At 68.3% G+C, this 18,349-nt stretch carries 13 protein-coding genes and 1 pseudogene; 6 read left to right on the top strand and 8 right to left on the bottom strand.

The genetic code is table 11. The features are described 5' to 3' along the window. The coding region (locus ABT116_RS17670; protein WP_351634008.1) for an Eco57I restriction-modification methylase domain-containing protein at positions 1 to 3,872 on the top strand (3,872 nt) is incomplete at its 5' end. Between the two features lie 85 nt (positions 3,873 to 3,957). On the opposite strand, the gene ABT116_RS17665 is transcribed toward ABT116_RS17670, so the two are convergent. Both ABT116_RS17665 and ABT116_RS17660 read right to left on the bottom strand, forming a co-directional pair. After that, the gene (locus tag ABT116_RS17665) at positions 3,958 to 4,164 is read right to left on the bottom strand and encodes a DUF397 domain-containing protein (RefSeq protein ID WP_351634005.1); all 207 of its coding nucleotides are present in this window, start codon (positions 4,162 to 4,164) and stop codon (positions 3,958 to 3,960) included. Continuing rightward, on the bottom strand, positions 4,161 to 4,955 hold the full coding sequence (locus tag ABT116_RS17660) for a helix-turn-helix domain-containing protein (protein WP_351634003.1): 795 nt from the start codon (positions 4,953 to 4,955) through the stop codon (positions 4,161 to 4,163). Before ABT116_RS17660 ends, ABT116_RS17665 begins: the two co-directional genes overlap by 4 nt. Before the next feature lie 298 nt (positions 4,956 to 5,253). Here ABT116_RS17660 and ABT116_RS17655 point away from each other — a divergent pair, with 298 nt between their 5' ends. Beyond that, entirely contained in the window at positions 5,254 to 5,712 is a 459-nt protein-coding gene (locus ABT116_RS17655; protein WP_351634000.1) for an ATP-binding protein, read from the top strand. A gap of 81 nt (positions 5,713 to 5,793) precedes the next feature. Beyond that, positions 5,794 to 6,137, top strand: a pseudogene (locus ABT116_RS17650) (helix-turn-helix domain-containing protein); the annotation flags it as partial. Positions 6,138 to 6,176: 39 nt separating this feature from the next. On the opposite strand, the gene ABT116_RS17645 reads toward ABT116_RS17650, so the two are convergent. Continuing rightward, positions 6,177 to 6,689 (bottom strand): hypothetical protein, encoded by a 513-nt coding sequence (locus ABT116_RS17645; RefSeq protein WP_351634013.1) that lies wholly within the window; start codon positions 6,687 to 6,689, stop codon positions 6,177 to 6,179. Between the two features lie 263 nt (positions 6,690 to 6,952). Beyond that, positions 6,953 to 7,321, bottom strand: coding sequence for a hypothetical protein (locus tag ABT116_RS17640; RefSeq protein WP_351633998.1), 369 nt, complete (start codon positions 7,319 to 7,321; stop codon positions 6,953 to 6,955). A 180-nt stretch (positions 7,322 to 7,501) separates the two neighbouring features. On the opposite strand from ABT116_RS17640, the gene ABT116_RS17635 reads away from it, so the two are divergent. Both ABT116_RS17635 and ABT116_RS17630 read left to right on the top strand, forming a co-directional pair. Further along, the gene (locus tag ABT116_RS17635; protein WP_351633995.1) at positions 7,502 to 9,148 is read left to right on the top strand and encodes a competence protein CoiA family protein; all 1,647 of its coding nucleotides are present in this window, start codon (positions 7,502 to 7,504) and stop codon (positions 9,146 to 9,148) included. A 175-nt stretch (positions 9,149 to 9,323) separates the two neighbouring features. Beyond that, positions 9,324 to 10,379: an EcsC family protein gene (locus ABT116_RS17630; RefSeq protein ID WP_351633992.1), complete on the top strand. Its 1,056-nt coding sequence runs from the start codon at positions 9,324 to 9,326 to the stop codon at positions 10,377 to 10,379. Positions 10,380 to 10,415: 36 nt separating this feature from the next. On the opposite strand, the gene ABT116_RS17625 is transcribed toward ABT116_RS17630, so the two are convergent. Then, entirely contained in the window at positions 10,416 to 11,081 is a 666-nt protein-coding gene (locus ABT116_RS17625) for an 8-oxoguanine DNA glycosylase OGG fold protein (protein ID WP_351634010.1), read from the bottom strand. A 157-nt stretch (positions 11,082 to 11,238) separates the two neighbouring features. Here ABT116_RS17625 and ABT116_RS17620 point away from each other — a divergent pair, with 157 nt between their 5' ends. Further along, positions 11,239 to 11,583 (top strand): hypothetical protein, encoded by a 345-nt coding sequence (locus tag ABT116_RS17620; protein ID WP_351633990.1) that lies wholly within the window; start codon positions 11,239 to 11,241, stop codon positions 11,581 to 11,583. A gap of 19 nt (positions 11,584 to 11,602) precedes the next feature. On the opposite strand, the gene ABT116_RS17615 is transcribed toward ABT116_RS17620, so the two are convergent. From ABT116_RS17615 to ABT116_RS17605, 3 genes are all read right to left on the bottom strand, one after another. Further along, positions 11,603 to 14,905, bottom strand: a complete 3,303-nt coding sequence (locus tag ABT116_RS17615) for a type ISP restriction/modification enzyme (protein WP_351633987.1) — start codon at positions 14,903 to 14,905, stop codon at positions 11,603 to 11,605. Between the two features lie 186 nt (positions 14,906 to 15,091). Then, positions 15,092 to 16,183 carry a DNA polymerase III subunit beta family protein gene (locus ABT116_RS17610; RefSeq protein ID WP_351633985.1) on the bottom strand — a complete coding sequence of 364 codons (1,092 nt, stop codon included), beginning with the start codon at positions 16,181 to 16,183 and terminating at the stop codon, positions 15,092 to 15,094. Positions 16,184 to 16,259: 76 nt separating this feature from the next. After that, entirely contained in the window at positions 16,260 to 18,263 is a 2,004-nt protein-coding gene (locus ABT116_RS17605; protein WP_351633982.1) for a serine/threonine protein kinase, read from the bottom strand. Positions 18,264 to 18,349 lie beyond the last annotated feature (86 nt).

Genomic DNA, 18,349 nt, shown 5'->3' with positions numbered 1-18,349 from the left:
GCTCGGGGCCCTGCGTCGACGCGGCCGAGACAGGCGAGGAGCAGTACGCCCCGGATCTCGCCGAGGAGTCCCGCTGCCTGGCCCGCCTCCTGCGCCACCACGGCGTCCCCCTCGGCCTGGTCACCGACGGCCGCTGGTGGTGCCTGGTCTGGGCCCCGCTCGGCGGCGTCACGACCACGGCCGTCTTCGACTCCATCGGCTGGAACGAGGCCGCCGAGCGGAACGTCGTACGGGCCTTCGTCTCACTGCTGCGCCGCCGCCGGTTCTTCGAGTACGACGACGCCGAGACGCTCGTCGGCCTGCTCAAGGCGAGCCTCGCGGCGGGCGAGGACGTCACCGAAGCGCTCGGCGTCCAGGTTCGCCAGGCCGTCGAACTCCTCGTGGACGCCATCGGGCGCGCGGACGTGCGGGCGGTCGAGCATGGGTCGCCGGGCCTGCACGCGTCGGGGGTGAGCGCGGGCGAGGTCTACCGCGGCGCGGTGGCGGTCATGATGCGCGTCGTCTTCCTGCTGTTCGCGGAGGAGCGGGGCCTGCTCCCGGCGGACAACGAGGTCTACGCCCGCTCCTACTCCGCCCGCTTCCTGCGCGACGAGCTGAAGGCGCGGGCGGACGAGGAGGGCGAGACGTCACTGGAGCACACGACGTCCGCGTGGCACCGTCTGATCGCCCTTTTCCACGCCGTGCACGGGGGAGTGGACCACCCGGGCTCCGGCTTTCACCTCCCGGCGTACGACGGCTCGATCTTCGACCCGGACAAGTACCCGTGGCTGGAGCGCACGACCCCGCTCCTCCCGATCGACGACCGCACGGTCCTGCACATGCTCCAGGCCGTCCAGGAGGTCCGGGTCGGCAAGGGCAAGGACCGTGAGGTCCGCACGCTCAGTTTCCGCGCGCTGGACGTCGAGCAGATCGGCTACGTGTACGAGGGCCTGCTGTCGTTCGACGGCCGCCGGGCCACCGAGCACATGGTGGGGCTGATCGGCCCCGAGGGTCTGGAACACGAGGTCGCCCTGCGGGACTTGGAGACGCTGGCAGCGAAGGCTGGCGGCTCCGTGAAGACGCTCGCGAAGTCCGTCCACGAGAAGTGGAAGGACCCCAAGCCCCCGGCGACGGCGGGCCAGCTGGAGAAGCGGCTCGCCCCCCTGGGGACGGAGGACGCGGCGGAGGCCCGTCGCCGACTGAACGCGGTGACCAAGGACCCGGCCCTGACGGAACGGCTCCTGCCCTTCGTCGGCATCCTCCGCGACGACTTGCGCGGCCTGCCGACGGTCATCCCGAACGGCGCGCTGTACGTCACGGAGTCGTCCCTGAGGAAGAACACGGGCACGCACTACACGCCCCGCTTCCTCGCGGAGGAGGTCGTGCTGCACGCGCTGGAGCCACTGGTGTACGAGCCGGGGCCGCTCCAGACGGCGGACGCGGGGGAGTGGCGCCTGAAGTCGGCGGACCAGATCCTCGCCCTGAAGGTCGCGGACATCGCGATGGGCTCGGCGGCGTTCCTGGTGGCGGCCTGCCGTTACCTGGCGGACCGATTGATCGAGGCATGGGAGTCGGAGGGCCGCGCAGACGCGATGGCCTACCGGGCGGGCCGGGCCGTGGACGCGGTGACGGCGGCGGACGCGGAGCAGGACCCGGTCGTGGTCGAGGCGCGGCGGCAGATCATCGAGCACTGCCTGTATGGCGTCGACATCAACCCGATGGCCGTGGAGATGGCCAAGCTGTCGCTGTGGCTGGTGTCGATGGACCCGGGGCGCCCGTTCACGTTCCTGGACGACCGGTTGGTGGCGGGGGACTCGCTGCTTGGCGTGCACGACATGGAGCAGATCCAGTCGGTGCACATGAAGCCGACCGGGCAGACCGACGTCCTGGCCGAACAGGCACGGCAGTTGGTGGACCAGCTGACCCGGGAGCGGTTGGCGATCACGGCCATCAAGGGCGTCGACCTGCCGGCGCTTCAGGAGAAGCGGGAGCGTCTGGAGGAGGTCAACCGGCACTCGCGGCGACTGCGGCTGGTGGGCGACCTGATCGCGGGGGCGGCGCTGGCCACTTGCGCTTCGGGGCGGGTGCCTTGGTATGAGGAGGAAGGCGGGGATCGGGTTCGGGACCTGTTCCCCCGGGCTGCGTGGATCGTGCAGCGGATTATGGAGGACGGGGTCGAGGACGACTCCGAGGTGGTGCGTGCGGCTCGGGCTACGGCGGAGGAGTGGCTGGGGGCGGAGCTGCCGGAGGGGGCGTTGGAGCGGCGGCCGGTGCATTGGCCGTTGGTGTTTCCCGAGGTGTTTTCCTTGAGAGGGGGATTCGATGCCGTCGTCGGAAATCCTCCGTTCCTGGGTGGCAAAAAGCTCACGGCTCCCCTTGGTCAGGCCTATCGCGAATATATGGTCGATTTCCTTGCCAATGAAGTGCGAGGTAATTCTGACCTCGTTGCATATTTTGCTCTTAGGGTTCATGAACTCCTGAATGGGTTGGGTCAGACGGGTATCATCGCAACTAACACCTTGGCGCAAGGTGATACTCGTGAGGTGGGCCTTGATCAATTGGCTGCTGTCGGGGTGGAGATTAGGCGCGCGATCAAGAGCGCTCCGTGGCCTTCGAATTCGGCTGTTCTGGAGTACTGTGCAGTCTGGATGACTAAGATGGCTCCCTCGGGAGGCATTCCTGCCGTCCTTGATGGGCACACGGCCCCCAGCGGAATCACGACATCTCTCAACCCCGTCACGCGCATGAGGTCGTGGGTTGAAGGGCTACAGCAGAGCGCACGCCTTGCCTACATGGGCAACAATGTGAATGGCATCGGATTCGTTTTGCTGCCCGACCAGGCGGCCTCGCTCATCGCTGCCGATGCCCGTTCCAAGGATGTTATCTTCGGTTATCTGACCGGCCAAGACGTGAGTAATGATCCCGATTGTGCCCCGAGTCGACAGATTATCGATTTCGGCGGTATGAGTCAGAGCGAAGCTCAGTGCTTCCCGGCAGTGTTCGAGTACGTCCGCAAGCACGTAAAACCCCAGCGGGATCTACTCGGTGACGATAAGAAGGCCGTGCGAGAGCGGTGGTGGCAGTACGAGAAGTTGGCCCCTGGGTTGCGAGCGGCCGTCAATCCACTAAGGCGCTGCATTGTCATCTCGCTTGTTGGCAAGGCTGTCATGCCTGTTATGGTGCCTACCGGGCAAGTTCTGTCCCACCGGCTCGGGGTCTTCGCGTCGGATGACACCGCCCTGCTCGCGTTGTTGAGTAGCGCGCCTCATTTCTGGTGGACACTGGACCGTACGTCTACGCTGGAGACCCGTATCAATTACAGTCTCTCGGACGTGGTGGAAACGCTGGTCCGTCCAACGCTTACTGATCGTCTGCGGGCGTCCGGTTCGCTTTTGGACAGTCATCGTCGAACTTTTATGATCGCTCGCAACATGGGTCTCACTGATACTTACAATCTAATCCACAGTCCTGACTGCCACGACGAGGACATTGTGGAGCTGCGGCGCATTCACGAGAGGATCGATCAGGCCACCGTCGAGGCGTACGGCTGGCACGACCTGTTGGACGAGACCAGCCAGACCCCACCCACCGATCCCGCCCACGAAACATTCCCCCTCGACCACGGCTTTCACGAGACCGACCAGGGAATTCGCTACACAATTGGCCTCCTCGCCCGAACCGAGATCGTCGACCGCCTCCGCCAGTTGAACCATCAGGCATACGCCGACGAGGTCCACCTTGGGCTGCACAAGGGCGTGACGGAGAGGAAGGCGCGAGAGAAGCACCCGGACCTGCCGCCGCCGTCGCCCGAAGCCATCCAGAAGCGCAAGGAGCAGCTCGCCGCGCGAGGTGGGTCGGATTTCGGTGAGGGCGCTGAGGGCGCCCTGTTCTGAGCCGTCGGCATGACAACGGGCTCGTTCACGTCACCTCAATTAACGTGAGCGAGCCCGTTGTTCTGCTCGGAAGCCGTACTCGGCCCTACTCCACCGTAAGCGCCACGAACGCCGCCCACTCACCCTGGCCGATCCGCAGCACAGGCCCGCCCCCCACGGCCTTCGAGTCCCGTACGTACACGGCGTCCAGACCGGCAGCCACCTCCACGCAGTCGCCGCCGCCCGATCCGCTGTAGCTGCTCTTGAACCAGTGCAGCCCGCTCACGCTCTCGGATACCTGCTCCACGCTCATGTCTCTCCCACCAACCGTTCGATGAGCCGTGCGGACTCGACGCCGTTCAAAGCCTGCGATCGCAGCTTGCCATACCGCAAGCCGAAGGCACTGACCTCTGCGGGATCATGCACGACACACCCGACTTCCTGAGACTCGATGTAGCCGAGGTGCTGGTGCTCCTTGGTCTCCAGCACCACGAACGCGCCGTTCAGACCGGAGTGGAACCCATACGCGGCAGGCATGACCTGTACCACCAGGTTCCGCAACATGCCGACCTCCAATAGGCGTTGCCACTGTCCGCGCATGACCTCCGTGTCACCCACCGGGTTCCGCAGCGCCTCCTCCGCGATGATGAAGGACAGCTCCGCGAGCGGCACCCGCGTCAACAGCTTCTGCCGACTCAGTCGGGCCTCCGTGTGCTGTTCGATGATCTCCTCGCTCAGCGGCGGGCAGTGCCCGGCGAACAGGGCCCGTGCGTACGCTTCCGTCTGCAACAACCCGGGGACAAGCAGCGGATCGTAAGAAAACCGACTCACGACCTCCGCCTCGATCAGCGCGAAGTTCCTGAAGAACCGAGGCAGCTTCGCCCGATCCACCTCCCCCTGGAGCGCGTCCAGCACCCCGCCCGCCTCCAGTGCCCGCTCCGCCGCCACAGTGAAGGCCACCTTCGCCGGCCGCCGCCCCTGCTCCACCGAGGCCACCTGCTCCAGCGAGTAGCCGATCGCATCCCCGAGCTGCTGCTGGTTCAACCCGGCCCGCTTCCGCAGGTACTGCAACAGCACCCCGTACGCCGACCACACGCCCGGCACATCGGGCCCCTCGTCCTTCGCCTTCGCGCCCCGCCCCGTCCGCGTCTGCCGTGCGTCCCGTACCGTCCTCACAGTCCCACGCCCTTCCCATCCCGCTCCGCGCCCCGCCACGGCCGCGCTCGCCACCGGTCCATGTCCAACGCGAGGCGCGGGAACCGGGACACGCGCCGGACCCGTACAACGCCCGTACAAGCCCCGTACAACCAGGCCCACAACGGTCCGCCCACTCCGTACGACGAGCCCGACGTACGGCCGTCGTACCTGGTCAGCGGGCCATCCACCCCGCCACGCTGACACCGTGACCCACCATCACCTGACCGAAGAGGCGAAGCCGTCTCTCACCTCCACCCGCCAACTCACCCTGCGCTTCAGTAGCACCCGGCGCGGCGCCAGCCTCGCCCGCCGCCTCGCCGTGCAGCAGTTCACCGAGTGGACGGGCCTGCCGTACGACTCCGACCCCGCCCGTGCCGTCGCCCTTGTCACCGCCGAGCTGGCGTCCAACGCGGTCCGCCACGGCAGCCTCCCCGGCCGGGACTTCCGGCTGACGCTGCACCGCCTGCCGGACCGCTTCCGCGTCGAGGTGACCGACACCCGCCCCGAGCGCCTGCCACCGCCTGTGACACCGCGGCCCGCCGACGAGACCTCGGGCCGCGGACTGTTCCTCGTCGAGGCATACGCCGACCGTTGGGGACGCACGGTCCGGGACGCGTACACGAAGACGGTCTGGGCGGAGGTGCGGCTCAGCACCACGGACTAGTGCTGTGACCGCATGGGTTCGCCGGGTTGGCGGTTGCAGCGGTTGGATGGGCATGACGTCCGTCCGACCGCTGGAGGTGCGGTGGCCGAGCCTGTGCGGGTGCGCAGACTGACCGATCAGGAAGGGCGGAAGGTGCAGCAGATCGTGCGCCGGGGCGGTACCAACTTGGTTCGCTACCGGCGGGCGATGATGCTGCTGGCGTGTGCCGGCGGGAACGCGTGCCGGGGATCGCGCAGCTGGTCCAGGACGACGAGGACACGGTGCGGGAGGCGATCCACCGGTTCAACGAGATCGGTCTCGCCTGCCTGGACCCTCGGTGGGCGGGAGGCCGTCCCCGCCTGCTCGGTGATGACGATGAGGACTGCGTCGTCCAGACGGCCACCACCCGCCCCACCAGGCTCGGCCGGCCCTTCACCCGCTGGTCGAGGGAAAGGGCGTAGCCGATCTCGAGCACGCGGTAAGGGTTATGCCTGTCCCCGTGCCCGGTGCCGCTTTGCGAACGACCAGGTCACCGCGGTCATCAGGGCAGGGATGGCGAACAGCGGTGCGAAGGCGATGCCCCAGACAGTTTGTGCCGTACCGCTCGACATGTATGTCTGGCTCTCGACGGTGAAAGCGACCACGAGTTGCCACAGCGCCACCAGGACCAGGACGCCCGAGGCGGTCCAGGCAAGCGCGGCGAGGGCCCCAGGGCGCAGCGGCCGCCACCGGTCGCTGACGAGCAGCAGCGGAAACAGAGCCGCCAGCTCGGCAAGGACGGACAGACCGACGACGTAGGCAATGCCCCAGCCCGGGATGTCGAAGACGTCGCGCAGCACCTGGTCGCTGTAGCCCACATAGACGCCGGATGCCATGGCGATGCGCCACAGACCCGACGGGACCGCGCACAGCGCGATGGCGTGGGCAGCGCGGCGAGCCCAGACAGGCGCGGGTGCAGCGGTGGGGAGGGGAGTGTTGGCTGTCGTCATGACGTACATGCTGGCTCTGAACATGGCAGCCGCGCGTCGTCCACTACGGCGGGCTGCCTCCGCCCTGCGGAGGAGGGCGCACCCACTGAGGGAGGACGTCAGGATGCTCGACCGCCGGGCAGGTTGGGCTGTCCAACACTCGGTGATGGAGGGGGCATCGCGACCACCCCGGCGAACCTTCACGGTCACAGCACTGGTGAGGCCCGCCACCCCTCGTCCGGGACAGGCTGCCCGGCGAGAGCCGCCGCAACGTTGACGAGGGGGGAGGACCGTCAGCGACCGCCGTAGTGCTCCGCCAACTTCTGGAGCTCCCGGGTCCACAACAGCACGTCATCACCCGGCCGCTTGTACGGTGCGCGCCGGGCCAGCTTGAAGAAGCCGCCCGACGGCCACCCGCTGTCCTTCAGCACCACAAGGGCCGACAGCAGCGGCAGCGACCCGTCCGGGCTCTCCCGGACCGAGGCGTCCTCCAACGGGTAGGGCATGGGCCCCTCGTGAGCGGGGACGTGATGACCGAGCCGTTCAAGTTCGGTGCTCAGATCACCGTACGGAATGGGTGCCGCGCCCTGGCGTGCCCGTGAACGCAGGATCTCGACCACGGCGTCCAGAGCCTGCTCGTACTCCAGCGTGCCCTTCTGCATGTGCCCTCCCGGTCTCGGTATCCGACGACGGTTGAACCTGTGCCACCGGCCCTCCGACCGTAGCTCGAATGCTCGAAGTGGCGGCGCACCTCTTGTGAACTGAGTGCATGGATCACATACTGAGTGCGATCAACCGCTGCCCGCCCTCCTGGCAGGCGCGGCCTGGCCCGGGGGGAACGCGTGAACGGCTCGGACGGCAGACTCGTGCAGACCGCGGTGATCGGAGGTCGGAACTCCGGGCGCGCGATCATCCTGCCGACCGACGCGGACGAACTGACCCGGTGGCGCCGACGTCATCCCGCCTACACCTACTGGTGCGGCACCCAGCTCGACGGTTGCGGCAACGAGCTGTCGGACCGCCTGTATCGCGACAAGGTCTGCCACTTCGCCCACCGGCCCCACACCTCCTGCCACCGTACGGCCACCGGTGCGGCCAGCGCCGACCATCTGTTCATCAAGGACGACCTCGCCGCGTGGGCCGGGCGCAACAGGCTGAATGGGCGGACCACTTCACGCGACCTCGGAACCGGCCCAGGAGACGCTGTCGACTTCCGGGTGGGCGGGGCAAGGCAGCACGTGCGCTTCCAGTTCAGCAGGCTCGCGCACGCCGAGTGGCAGAAGGCCCGCGGGCGGCTCGCTCCTGAATCCACCACCCTCGACTGGGTCTTCGGCCCGGGCACGGCCCACCCGGAGACCATGGAGGAGCTGTACGACGAGCACGGATACCTGCTCCGCTTCCGCTTCGAGACCCACGGCGCGGTACGACGCATCCGGCTCCGGGCGGAGGACCCCCGGCGCAGCACCGACTGGGTGCCCCTCGACGCCTGTGCGATGACCCCCGAGGGGCTTCGGCTCCCGGGAGTGCGGCCGCGACGCCGTGCGGGTACCGGCCCCGCCGCCGAGAGAGAAGCCCGGCACAGGGGAGCGCCGGTGCGGCGGTCACGCGAGGAGCAGGTGCTCGCGCTGAGGGAGGCGCTGCTGAGCGCGGCGAGGTTCCGGACCCGGCCCACCTGGGAGGCGCTGGCCCGAACCGCCGGAAGCGACCTGCTCGGTCTGTCCGCCCCGGACCGTGTCGGTTTGCTGCTCGCCGTTGAGCATGCCGGTGGCGGTGAGGGGAGCCCGCTGCTGTCGGCGCTGATCAGGACGGGGGAGAGTGACCCGCCGCCCTACCTGGGGGATGTGGTAGCCGCTGTCGGCTGCGGAGTCCCCGCGACGGCGGCGGTCCTCAAACGATGGTGTCAGCGTGAGGCGGACCGGGCGTTCGCCGTGCACGGGGTACCGTCCCGCACGGCCCCGCCGCGGCTGCCGCTCACCGCGGACGGTCAGCTCGCCGCTCAGCAGGGTGCGGAGCCCGCTCAGCACCAGACCATCGTGCATGTCCAGGGCGGCCCGGTCAGACAGCCCACGGCCCGGCCGAAGCCGGAGTCGAAAGGGCTCGTCGGTGTTCCCCTCCTCCGCGACACGGAGATCCGGCACGCCCTGCGCAGCGCACGGCAGAGGCGCGGACCCAGGCCCAGGTACGCCGCAGCTCTCATGGCGCGGGCGGAAGAGGCACTGACGAGGCTGCCGGAACCACAACGCAGCGAACTGGTCGCCGAGATGGTGACCACCCGCCGCTGGCTGGATAGTCGATCGGAAAAACCGGCGCGGAAGCCGAGGCAGAGCAGACGCGCCAAGGAGGCGGCGGACGCGAAGAAGACTGCGGCCGCAAAGCAGTCGACCCGAGCGAAGAAGACGCGGCAGGGGAAGAAGGCGAAGAACCCTTTGCAGGGTGCACGTCCCCTACCCGGAGTCGGCGACGCCAGACCGAAGACGAGGCCGAAGTAAGCGCCGTTCTCACCGCGAACTGCCGCCCTCGGGGCCTTCCAAGCCGTGAAGGCCCGGCGAACCCGGCTGAGGTCACGGAGGGAAGCTGCGACAAGTTCCTCTTCCAGCGGCGTGGACTCATGGCCGCGATCATGCGGGACTGCTTTCAGACACTTTGATACCGGGGGGCGATGACATGACTCTCTCTGCTTACGAACAACAGGAGTGGGACAAACTCCAGAAGCGAAAGGCGGCCTCCCTCAGCAAGGAGGCGAGGAAGATCATTCCGCAGTCGGCCCGGGACCGACTCGCTTCGCTCGGCCAGAAGGTGAAAAGCGCCCCGGGCGCCGACAAAGTGGCTGCCGCCTACGGCGGAGCCGCAAGGGGTCTCGGCAAGGCTGTGGGAGACACCGCAAGCCGGACCGTGAGCAAGAAACGTGTCGTCGAACAGTATGGACGTGCCGGACATGACGTCGCCGGGTTGGACGAGATCCGTGAGCTCGACCTGCGCGTCGTCGATGAGGTCACCAGGCACAACCTGCTTCGGTACGGCCACGCGCTCTCGGCAGCTGCAACCGGCCTTGGCTCCGCCGCGGCCGTGACAGGCGGCGAGGTGCTCGCCAGCGCCGGAACAATCGCCGGCGCAGGCGCGGGTGCCGCACCCGGATTCGGAACCGTAGCCGGGGCGATGGCCGCCGACACCGCGATGATGCTTGCCCTTTCCACTCGAACGGTCGCCGCCACGGCTCTCTACTACGGCTACGACCCAAGCGATCCCGAAGAGGAAATCTTCGTGATGTCCGTGATCGCTCTCGGACTGTCCACGGGCACATCGGCGAAGACGGCCGCTTACGCCGAGCTGTCTCAACTCACCCAGTTGCTGGTGAGGAACGCTCCTTGGGCCAAGTTGAACGAGAAGGTTCTCACCAAGATCGCCCAGGCCTTCGCGGCGAAGTTCACGCAGCAGCTACCGAAGAAGAAGCTCGGGCAGCTCGTGCCCATCGCCGGCATGGCTGTCGGCGCGGGGCTGAGCTACATGCTCATCGATCGGATCGCCGTTTCGGCGCGCGACGCGTATCGCGAACGCTTCTTGATCGAGAAGTCGGGTGGTGACCTGACCGGTGACCTTGACTACGGCGACGCCGACCTCGTGCAGGACGATGACGCGATCGGCGTGTTCGAACTGCTCCGGGAGGAGGAGGCGCTGCCGACGCCCACCCCGTCCGACTCCGTGGATCAGCCGGACAACTGAGCTCGGCGTACTACCGCACGAGGCACTTCCTGGAGATCACGCAAGTTGCTTGCCGCGGGCGAACAACGCGGCTTCAATCTGGTCCGGGAGGACACCCGCTCCTTGCGCGTACTCGTGGGCGAGGAACAGGTACCGGCGGTACCACGGCGTCGTCCAACCGCTTGTGGGCCACATCTCGCCGGTGTCGGCGGCCCGCAGCGCCAGGGCGACGAAACGGTCCAGGATCAGCGGACGCCACGCTCCCTCACCCTGCTCGTGACCGGCGAAGTAGATCACCTTCGTGAAGAACGCCGGGCCCAGGTACTTGATGTGCTGGTCGTTGTTGAAGGCGTAGTACGCCGCGACGGGGCCCTCCTCCCGGAGCGTGCTCAGCCCTGCCTCCAGGCGCGCGTCGATGTCCCCGGCGGAGGCGGCCGCGAAGATGTCAGCGCGACGTGTGACCGACCGGGCCTTGGTACCCGTGCCCCAGACGAGGGCGGCGATCAGCAAATGCCGACGGCCTTCGACGGTGGCCGAGCGACGCGCGACACCGAAGACCGTGTTGCGGTCGACTCTCCGCCGACCGGCCACCGTCGGGCAGTCATCGAGCTCCGGCGGCCACCAGTCGGCGCTGGGCAGAAGGGGCATCCAACGGGCTCGGTCGAACGGAATCGCTTGCCCGAGCACTTTGCCACGGTCAGGGACGGGAGTCCCGGTCGGCATCAGGTCCACCTTGGTCGCCGGCATGCTCTGAGTGTTCCGCATCGCCGTATCAACTCCTCTGTGTCGGGGCGCCGGGACGCCCGCCGCGCGCAATACTGGAGGCATGCTTGTTCCCAGCGGCCAACTGTCGCCGCTCCAGCAACACTTGTTGCGGGAAATGGACCTTTGTGACCTACCGGCTCCCGAGACGGCGCCGGAGTCCTACGCGGCCCGGGACCTCGACACGGACGAGGTCCGGGACGCCTTGCCGACCCTGTTGTGGTCCGGGCTGGTCGAACAGCGCGGTGGCGACCGGGGCACCCTCCACCTCACCCCGCTCGGAGCGGCGGCCCTGCGCGCGGCGGAGTGCGACGAGCTGACGGCTCGCCTGAGCGCGGTGACGTCGTTCGCCGACACCGTGTCCCGGGGTGCGCCGCCCCGTTCCGCCGGGCACGCGCTGAAACGGCTCGCGGAAGGGACATGGACTCTGGAACAGGCGGAGTCCTACGTCCGTAACGGGTGATGCGGCTGGTGCCGACGTCTCATGACTCGTCCGACTGGCCGAAGTCCAGGACGACACGGCGCCGTGCACGCGTTGCCCCGGGCTGAGGCGGGAGAACGCCCGACGACGTGAGGTCTGCGACGGTGATGACCGGCGAACTCACGATCTTCGCGGTGAGTGCCTGCTGCGCGGGTGCGAGGTCGACCAGCCGTCGAACGACGGACAGCAGGTCGATCAGTTCCTCGGTCCACTCCCTCGGCCAGGACGTGACGTGGATGTCGTCGAGCGGGCTGGTCTTGCGGCTGGTGGGGCGGGCCTTCCGGTAGCCGAACCACTTCTTGATGACATTCATCCCGCCGACTTCGTAGTTCCAGACCTCGGGCGGGACACCCGTGAAGGTCCCCGGACCCACCCGCAGGGTTCCGGTCTCCGCGTCGTATCCGAGCGTGTCGGGCACGGTGGAGCCGATCCCTGTTTCGTACCGCACCTGCCGTGGGTCTCCCGCAGGGAAGGCGACGCTCTCCTGGCCCGACTCCTGCCCGGCGGGAGGGGTGCCGGCGTCGCCGTAGGTCGCCGCCCAAAGGAACTCGCGGCCGACGCGGACCGCTTCGCTCCAGAGCACCGGATCGCGGGTGAGGGGTAACCGGACGCCGGGAGTGAGCAGTTCCTCGGCGAAGTGCTCCGTGAAGGCACCGTGCCCGGCGACCGCCACGGCGTAGGCGGCGAGGTCGTGCGCGGGCAACTCGTCCAGGCCGAGGGCTCCGGCCAGGTATCGGAGCAGTCCGGTGGGCACGTTGGCGCTGCCGTCGGGATGGAGCACGGGGTGCACTCGCCCGCCCCGGCCGTTGAAGTGATGCGTGTCCGGTAACAGCGCGGTCGCCACCAGCGCGGGACCGCCGCATATCTCATGGCTGCTCTGCTGATTGAGGAACACCTGCCCTGGTTGTAACGACTCCCATAGCTCTGCCCGAGGCCGGTCGATGACGCGATGGTCCGCGATGAGCCATTGGCGATCGAAACTGCGTAGCCCTACCCGTAAGAGCCGTGGACCGGTGTGAGACTCATCGATCATGCACCGGTCGGGATGAGCAAAGCCTGGCAGGCTTACCGGACGCGAGTCGAGACTGCGGCTGTCAGTCTCCTTGAACAGGTGTGCCTTGACCTCGAGGTCCGTCTCACCGATGAGACGAGCCCATCGACGTTCAAGAACCGCATCTGAAGGCGAGGTCACCCACGACCTATTGGTCTTGTTGCCGGGGCTTCCCCACGGGAACAGCTCATCCAGCGCCGGATAGTCGTCCCACCCCGACAACGTGGCCGGAGTGAACGGCTGCACTCCCCGCCCATGCGCGTCCCGCCAGCCCCCGTCATCCAGACACACCTCCCGCAGCTGGGCGAACTTGTCCGCCCGCCTGCCCTGAAGAGCCCGGTAGTGGACGCGCGCGGGACGTTCCGAGTCGTGATCGGACCGCCGTACGAACACGCAGATCGACAACGGCTGGGCGACATGGGGGAACACGCGGGTGGCCACGTCCGACCGCTGGCCTTCCGGTGACAGGTTGATGACCCAGCCCTCGTCGCACGTCCTGCGCAGATAGTCCCGCATACCCCTCCCGGCCGGACCGGTGGCGAACGCCGACGGGGTGATGAAGCAGACGACACCGTGCCGGTCGTCGGCGTGTGCGTCGAAGACCTTCCACGTGGCCCAGCGCCAGAAGTAGACGTACAGGTTCTTGAGCGCGTGCTCGTAACGGCCGTTGCCCGGATACCGGAAGTCGTCCAGGGGCGGGCGGCCTTGGCCTTTCACCCGCTTCTCGATCCAACCGCCGCGGTTCTCCGCCTTGTCGTCGTACGGCGGATTGGAGATGACCACGGTGACAGGGACGTTGGCCTTGACGTGGTTGGCACGGGCGCGTGAAACGGAGAGGGCCGCGTACGTCGAGGCGAGCTGCTCCTCCTGGACGTAGGGGTCGTCGAGCGTGTCCGTGACGTGGAGGTTCAGGCCGCCCGGCGGGAGTGGGGCGCCGTGCTTCTTCAGCAGGTCGGCCGCGCGGAGTTCGGCGACGGCGAACGGACCCATCTGGAGCTCGAAGCCGTACAGCCGCCGGGCGAGCCGGCCGATCGCGTCGGGAGCCATGGCGTGGCCGTGCCGCTCGGCCGCCTGGCGCGCCACCCGCTCGATGACGGTGTGCAGGTAGGTGCCCGTGCCCATCGCCGGGTCGACGATGTGCACGCTCTCGTCGCCGTACCCGCGCGCCTTGCCCAGGCGGGTGCGCAGTACCTCTTCGGCGAGCCGGACCATCTCCTCGACGATCTGGTGCGGGGTGTAGTACGAGCCGCTGCGCTGGCGGAGGCTGTCGTCGTAGACGGAGAGGAACGACTCGTAGAGATGGAGGTAGGCGTCCCGGTTGCCCTGCCGGATGGTCTCCCAGTCGACGGCCGCGACGGTACGGGCGAGGAGGTTCAAGGTCACCTCGAACCGCTCGTTGACGTTGTCGGTGAGCAGTTGCAGGGCCTTGCCCATCAGGGCGTGGCCCGCGTTGAGGCGGCGGCCGATCTCGTGAAAGCTCGTGCCGGTGACAGGGATGCCCTCGGTGTGGGCGAGCAGTAACGCGAAGGTGACCGTCTGGGCGTAGCCGTCGGCGAAGGTCGCGTCGTCGGCGGTGGGGAAGAGGAGTCGACGCCAGTCGCTCCTGAGGCCGGTGAAAGGGCAATCGGCTTTGGAATCCGCCGTGTTCAGCCCCGCCTCGGCCCCCAGCTGTTCCCGTACGGCCTCGCGCAGCAGGCGGCACAGTGGGGCGATGTGCTGGACGAGTACCGAAACACGACGGATCTTCGGCGGGTCCCAGCAGAGCACGGCCTGAGCCAAGGCGTCGAAGGCCGCGAGGTCGGAGGCTGTCAGCTTTTCGCCGGCGCTCTTCAATGCCCCCGTCAGAACGACCTCCTCACCGATCTGCGCGCCGTACTGGAAGACTCGCCAGTGGGTGCCGTTGGTGTAGAGCAGGTTGGGGAGGTCGCGCAGGCGTTCCCACTGTCTCTTGTCGTGACCGGTGAAGGAGTCGGGATCGATGTTCCTTCCGGGCCGCTTCACCTCGATGTATCCGGTCACGTCCTTGTTGACGCGTACGGCGTAGTCGGGGCGTACCCCCAGGTGCGGGATGCGGGTCTCCGGGCACCAGTCGATCTCGGGGCGGGCATGGTGCGCGGCGATCGTACGGAGCAGTTGCTCCAGAGGGGTGCGGATGGCCGCCTCGCGGTCACCCGGCCCCAGTAGGTTCCGTTTGCATTCGGCGCCGAAGACGGAAACCGCCTCCTGGAGCCATCGAAGATGTGCGTCAGCCATGAACCGTCCCCCATCCCCCGGCCCCGGACGCGGTATGGGACCAGCCCCTACCTGCGAAGTATGGGACAGCAACATCCCAATTGGGCAGGGGCGTGCAGGAGTTCGGCTGAGGTGACGGTGCGCCCCGCAGTGGTCGTCCGCCGGCGGAACCGGTTACGTCGGGAACCGGATCCGCCGAGGCGGAACCTAGTTGTCCAGCCGGACCGGCATGAGGAGCGAGAAGGCGCCTTCGTCGTCGGGCCGGCGGATCGCGAGCGGTGCCGTGGAGGCGCCCAGTTCAAGGATGAGCTCGTTCCGGGCCCCGGCGGCGAGCGCGTCCAGCAGGAACTCGCGGTTGACGGCCACGTTGCCCGGGTCGTCGTCACCGTCGTCGCATACGATCACGGACCCGTTCTCCGCCACCCTGAGCACACTGAGGTCGTGAGGCTCACCGTCCTGCTCACGTGTCTCGCTCACCCGTACCGGGCCGGTCTCCAGCGCCTGACGGAAAGCCGCCGTATCGACGTGGGCCCGGCGACCGGGCGGGAGGGCGACGAGACGGCGGTAGTCGGGGAAGTCATGGCCGATGCTCCGGCCGGCCGTCTGCCGGTCTCCGGTTTCCAGCGTCACGCGGTCACCGTCCACCGCGAAGTGAACGGGCTCCTCACCCGTCAGCAGCGCCCGCATCGAGTCGACGAGCGGAAGAGGCACGACGACCTGCGTCCGGAGCCCGCCGTGCCCGGTCGTGGGCGCCTGCGCGACCGCCATCCGGTAGCGGTCGGTGGCCACGAGGTGAAGGCCGTCGCCCTCGACGTCGAAGAGGACTCCGCCGAGCATCGGCAGCTCCGGGTCGGTACCGGCCGCGAAACGGACGGCGTCCAGCGCGGCGCCCAGTTCCGGCGCGAGGACGGAGAACCGGGCGTTGGCGTTGGCGGTGTGGAGCGAGGTCATGGGGTCTGTCTCCCTGCGGTCGAGTAGAGCTCGGAGCGTGGAGAACTCGACGCGGGCATCGGACAGCCTCAGCTCGAGACGGCGCAGGTGCGCCTGGAGCAGACCGCGCACCAGGTCCGCGTCGGCCCCGGCCCAGCCGGCCAGCACGAGCCGGATGTCCGCCAGCGGCATGCCCGCCCGGCGCAGCCGGGCCAGCAACCGGGCCTCCTCCAGCTGCCCGGGCTCGTACCAGCGGTAGCCGCTGACCGGATCCACCCAGGCGGGGACCAGCACACCGGCCCGGTCGTAGAACCGCAGCGCGCTCACGCTCAGTCCGCCGTCCCGGGCCATCTCCCCGATGCTGCGCATGTCGTTCTCCACACCCGGAACCCTGAGCCCTCGACAAGGTCGAGGGTCAACTCCGACCCGCGCTCGCTCTCTCGCCTCAGGCAGGGCAGTCCGCCTGTGTGGTCGCCGTGCCGGAGCGGATCATCAGGTAGCCGGATGCGCCGATCTCCGCGACGGCGTAACGCGAGTACGGCCATGCGCTGCCCGCGCTCTCCCGTTCGCTCACGAGGGCCCGGCACGCCTTGGCGGCCGCCATGTCCGCCCAGGATTCGACCTGCTGCTCGTTCCATTGCACGTAGTCCGACCAGACGTACATCGCCGAGTCGACGGGGTCGAAGCCCACCTTGATCTCCGCGTTGCCGAGCACACGTCCCGTTCCGAGCGTCTGACTCATCCCGTTGGTGCCCGCGATGATCTTCCTGACGGCGCCGTCCGCGACCCGGATCTCCGCCCTGTCCGTGCTGGGGATCATCGCCTGCCCCAGACCGTCCTCGTCCGGCTGCCACTCCTGCGAACCGTCCGTGTCCTGCCCGGTGCCGTTGTCGGCGGCCGACTGGCAGTCGGAGTTGGTGACGAAGTCGTCCTCCCAGGTCACCTCGGGGGCCTCACCCTGCTCCTGTTTCACCATGACGTACGTGCGGTACGGCAGGTCGGGGTGCAGGCGGAGCACGACGTCCCGCAGCGTCAGGCACATCGACCTGGCGATCTCCGTCTCCGCGTAGATCACCCCCTGCTCGTCGGAGGTCAGCCGGTACGAGAGATAGACCTCGCGGCGCGACTCGTGGAACCGCACGGTCTCCGGCGTGAAGTCGGCGCCGTCGCTGAGGTCCTGGGCTTCCACGCCCTCGTCGTGCAGAACAGCGCGGGCCACGTCGTGCTCGCCCGCGCCCTGTGCTGCTCGCGCCTCCTGCCAGCTCGCCGCGCTCGCCTCGCCGTCGCTGGAGACCTGTTGCTTCGCCGCCGGGTCCTTCTTCGCAGTGCTCGCGGAGGACTGCGCGGGCTCCTTCGCCTCAAGTGGTGACGTGGACGAGGACGGACGGTGGCCGTTTCCGCTGTCGCCGGGCAGCAGCGCCGCCACTCCTCCGGTCAGTCCGCCGACGACGCCTGCCGTGAGGACAAGAGCTCCGGCCAGTCGCTTCTTCGAACGGCCTCGGTCCCTGGGCAGTTGCCACGTGGGGTCCTCAGCGGGTGGTACATCCCAGACCGCCGTGATCAGGTCGACGGCTGTCGCCGGCACCGTATCGGCACTCGCCACCTGCGTGACCTGGGAGGCCAGCAACACCCCGCACTCCTCGGCGGCCTCGACCGCCGACGGGCGGTCACCCGGTTCCTGGGCCAGCGCCTTCTCCACGGTCCGGCGCAGTGCCACGGGGACACCGTCGAGGTCGGCCTCGCCCGACATCACGCGGAAGGCCACCACATCGGGTGCACCGGCTCCGAAGGGCAGCCGTCCAGTGGCCGCGTAAGCCACGAGTGCTCCCCACGCGAACATGTCACTCGCCGGCCCCGCGCTGCCCTGGCGATAGTGCTCGGGACTGATCCATCCGGGGGTTCCGGTCATGATCCCGGTCCGGGTCACACTGGTGCCGTCGGCGGCGTGCGCGATCCCAAAGTCCAGCACGCGGGGACCGGCGGGTGTGAGGAGGACGTTCTGCGGTTTCACGTCACGGTGCACCACTCCCACGGCGTGGATCGCGGCCAGCGCCTGTGCCGTGGCCGCCGCGAAGGCGTACAGGCTTCCGCCGGTGAGCGGCCCTTGAGCGAATATGTGCTCGTTCAGCGTCGGCCCTGGAACGTAGGCGGTAGCCAGCCACGGCGTCGGCGCGTCAGGGTCGGCGGCCAGCAGTGGGACGAGGTGCGGACCGGTGACGCGGGACGACAGTTCCACCTCGCGCCGGAAACGAGCCCTGAACTCCGGCTCCTGGGCCTGCTCGGGGTGAATCACCTTGACCGCCACGCGCATCCCGTCGGACGTGACTCCGGCGTGGACGGTGCCCATGCCTCCGGCGCCGAGGCGGCCGACTATGTGGTAGGGGCCTATGCGGGAGGGGTCGCCGGGACGGGCCGGCTGGACTCTTCCGCCGGAGCCGATTGCGCTCACGAGTACTTCCTCGAACTGAGAAACGGCCAGGAACGGGCCGACAGGTGTGACGGGTAATCAGAGCGGTGCTTCTGCTGGGCAGCCAG

It is taken from the genome of Streptomyces sp. NPDC002130, from assembly GCF_040296465.1.
GTDB lineage: Bacteria > Actinomycetota > Actinomycetes > Streptomycetales > Streptomycetaceae > Streptomyces.
This window is presented reverse-complemented; position numbering and strand designations above follow the sequence as displayed.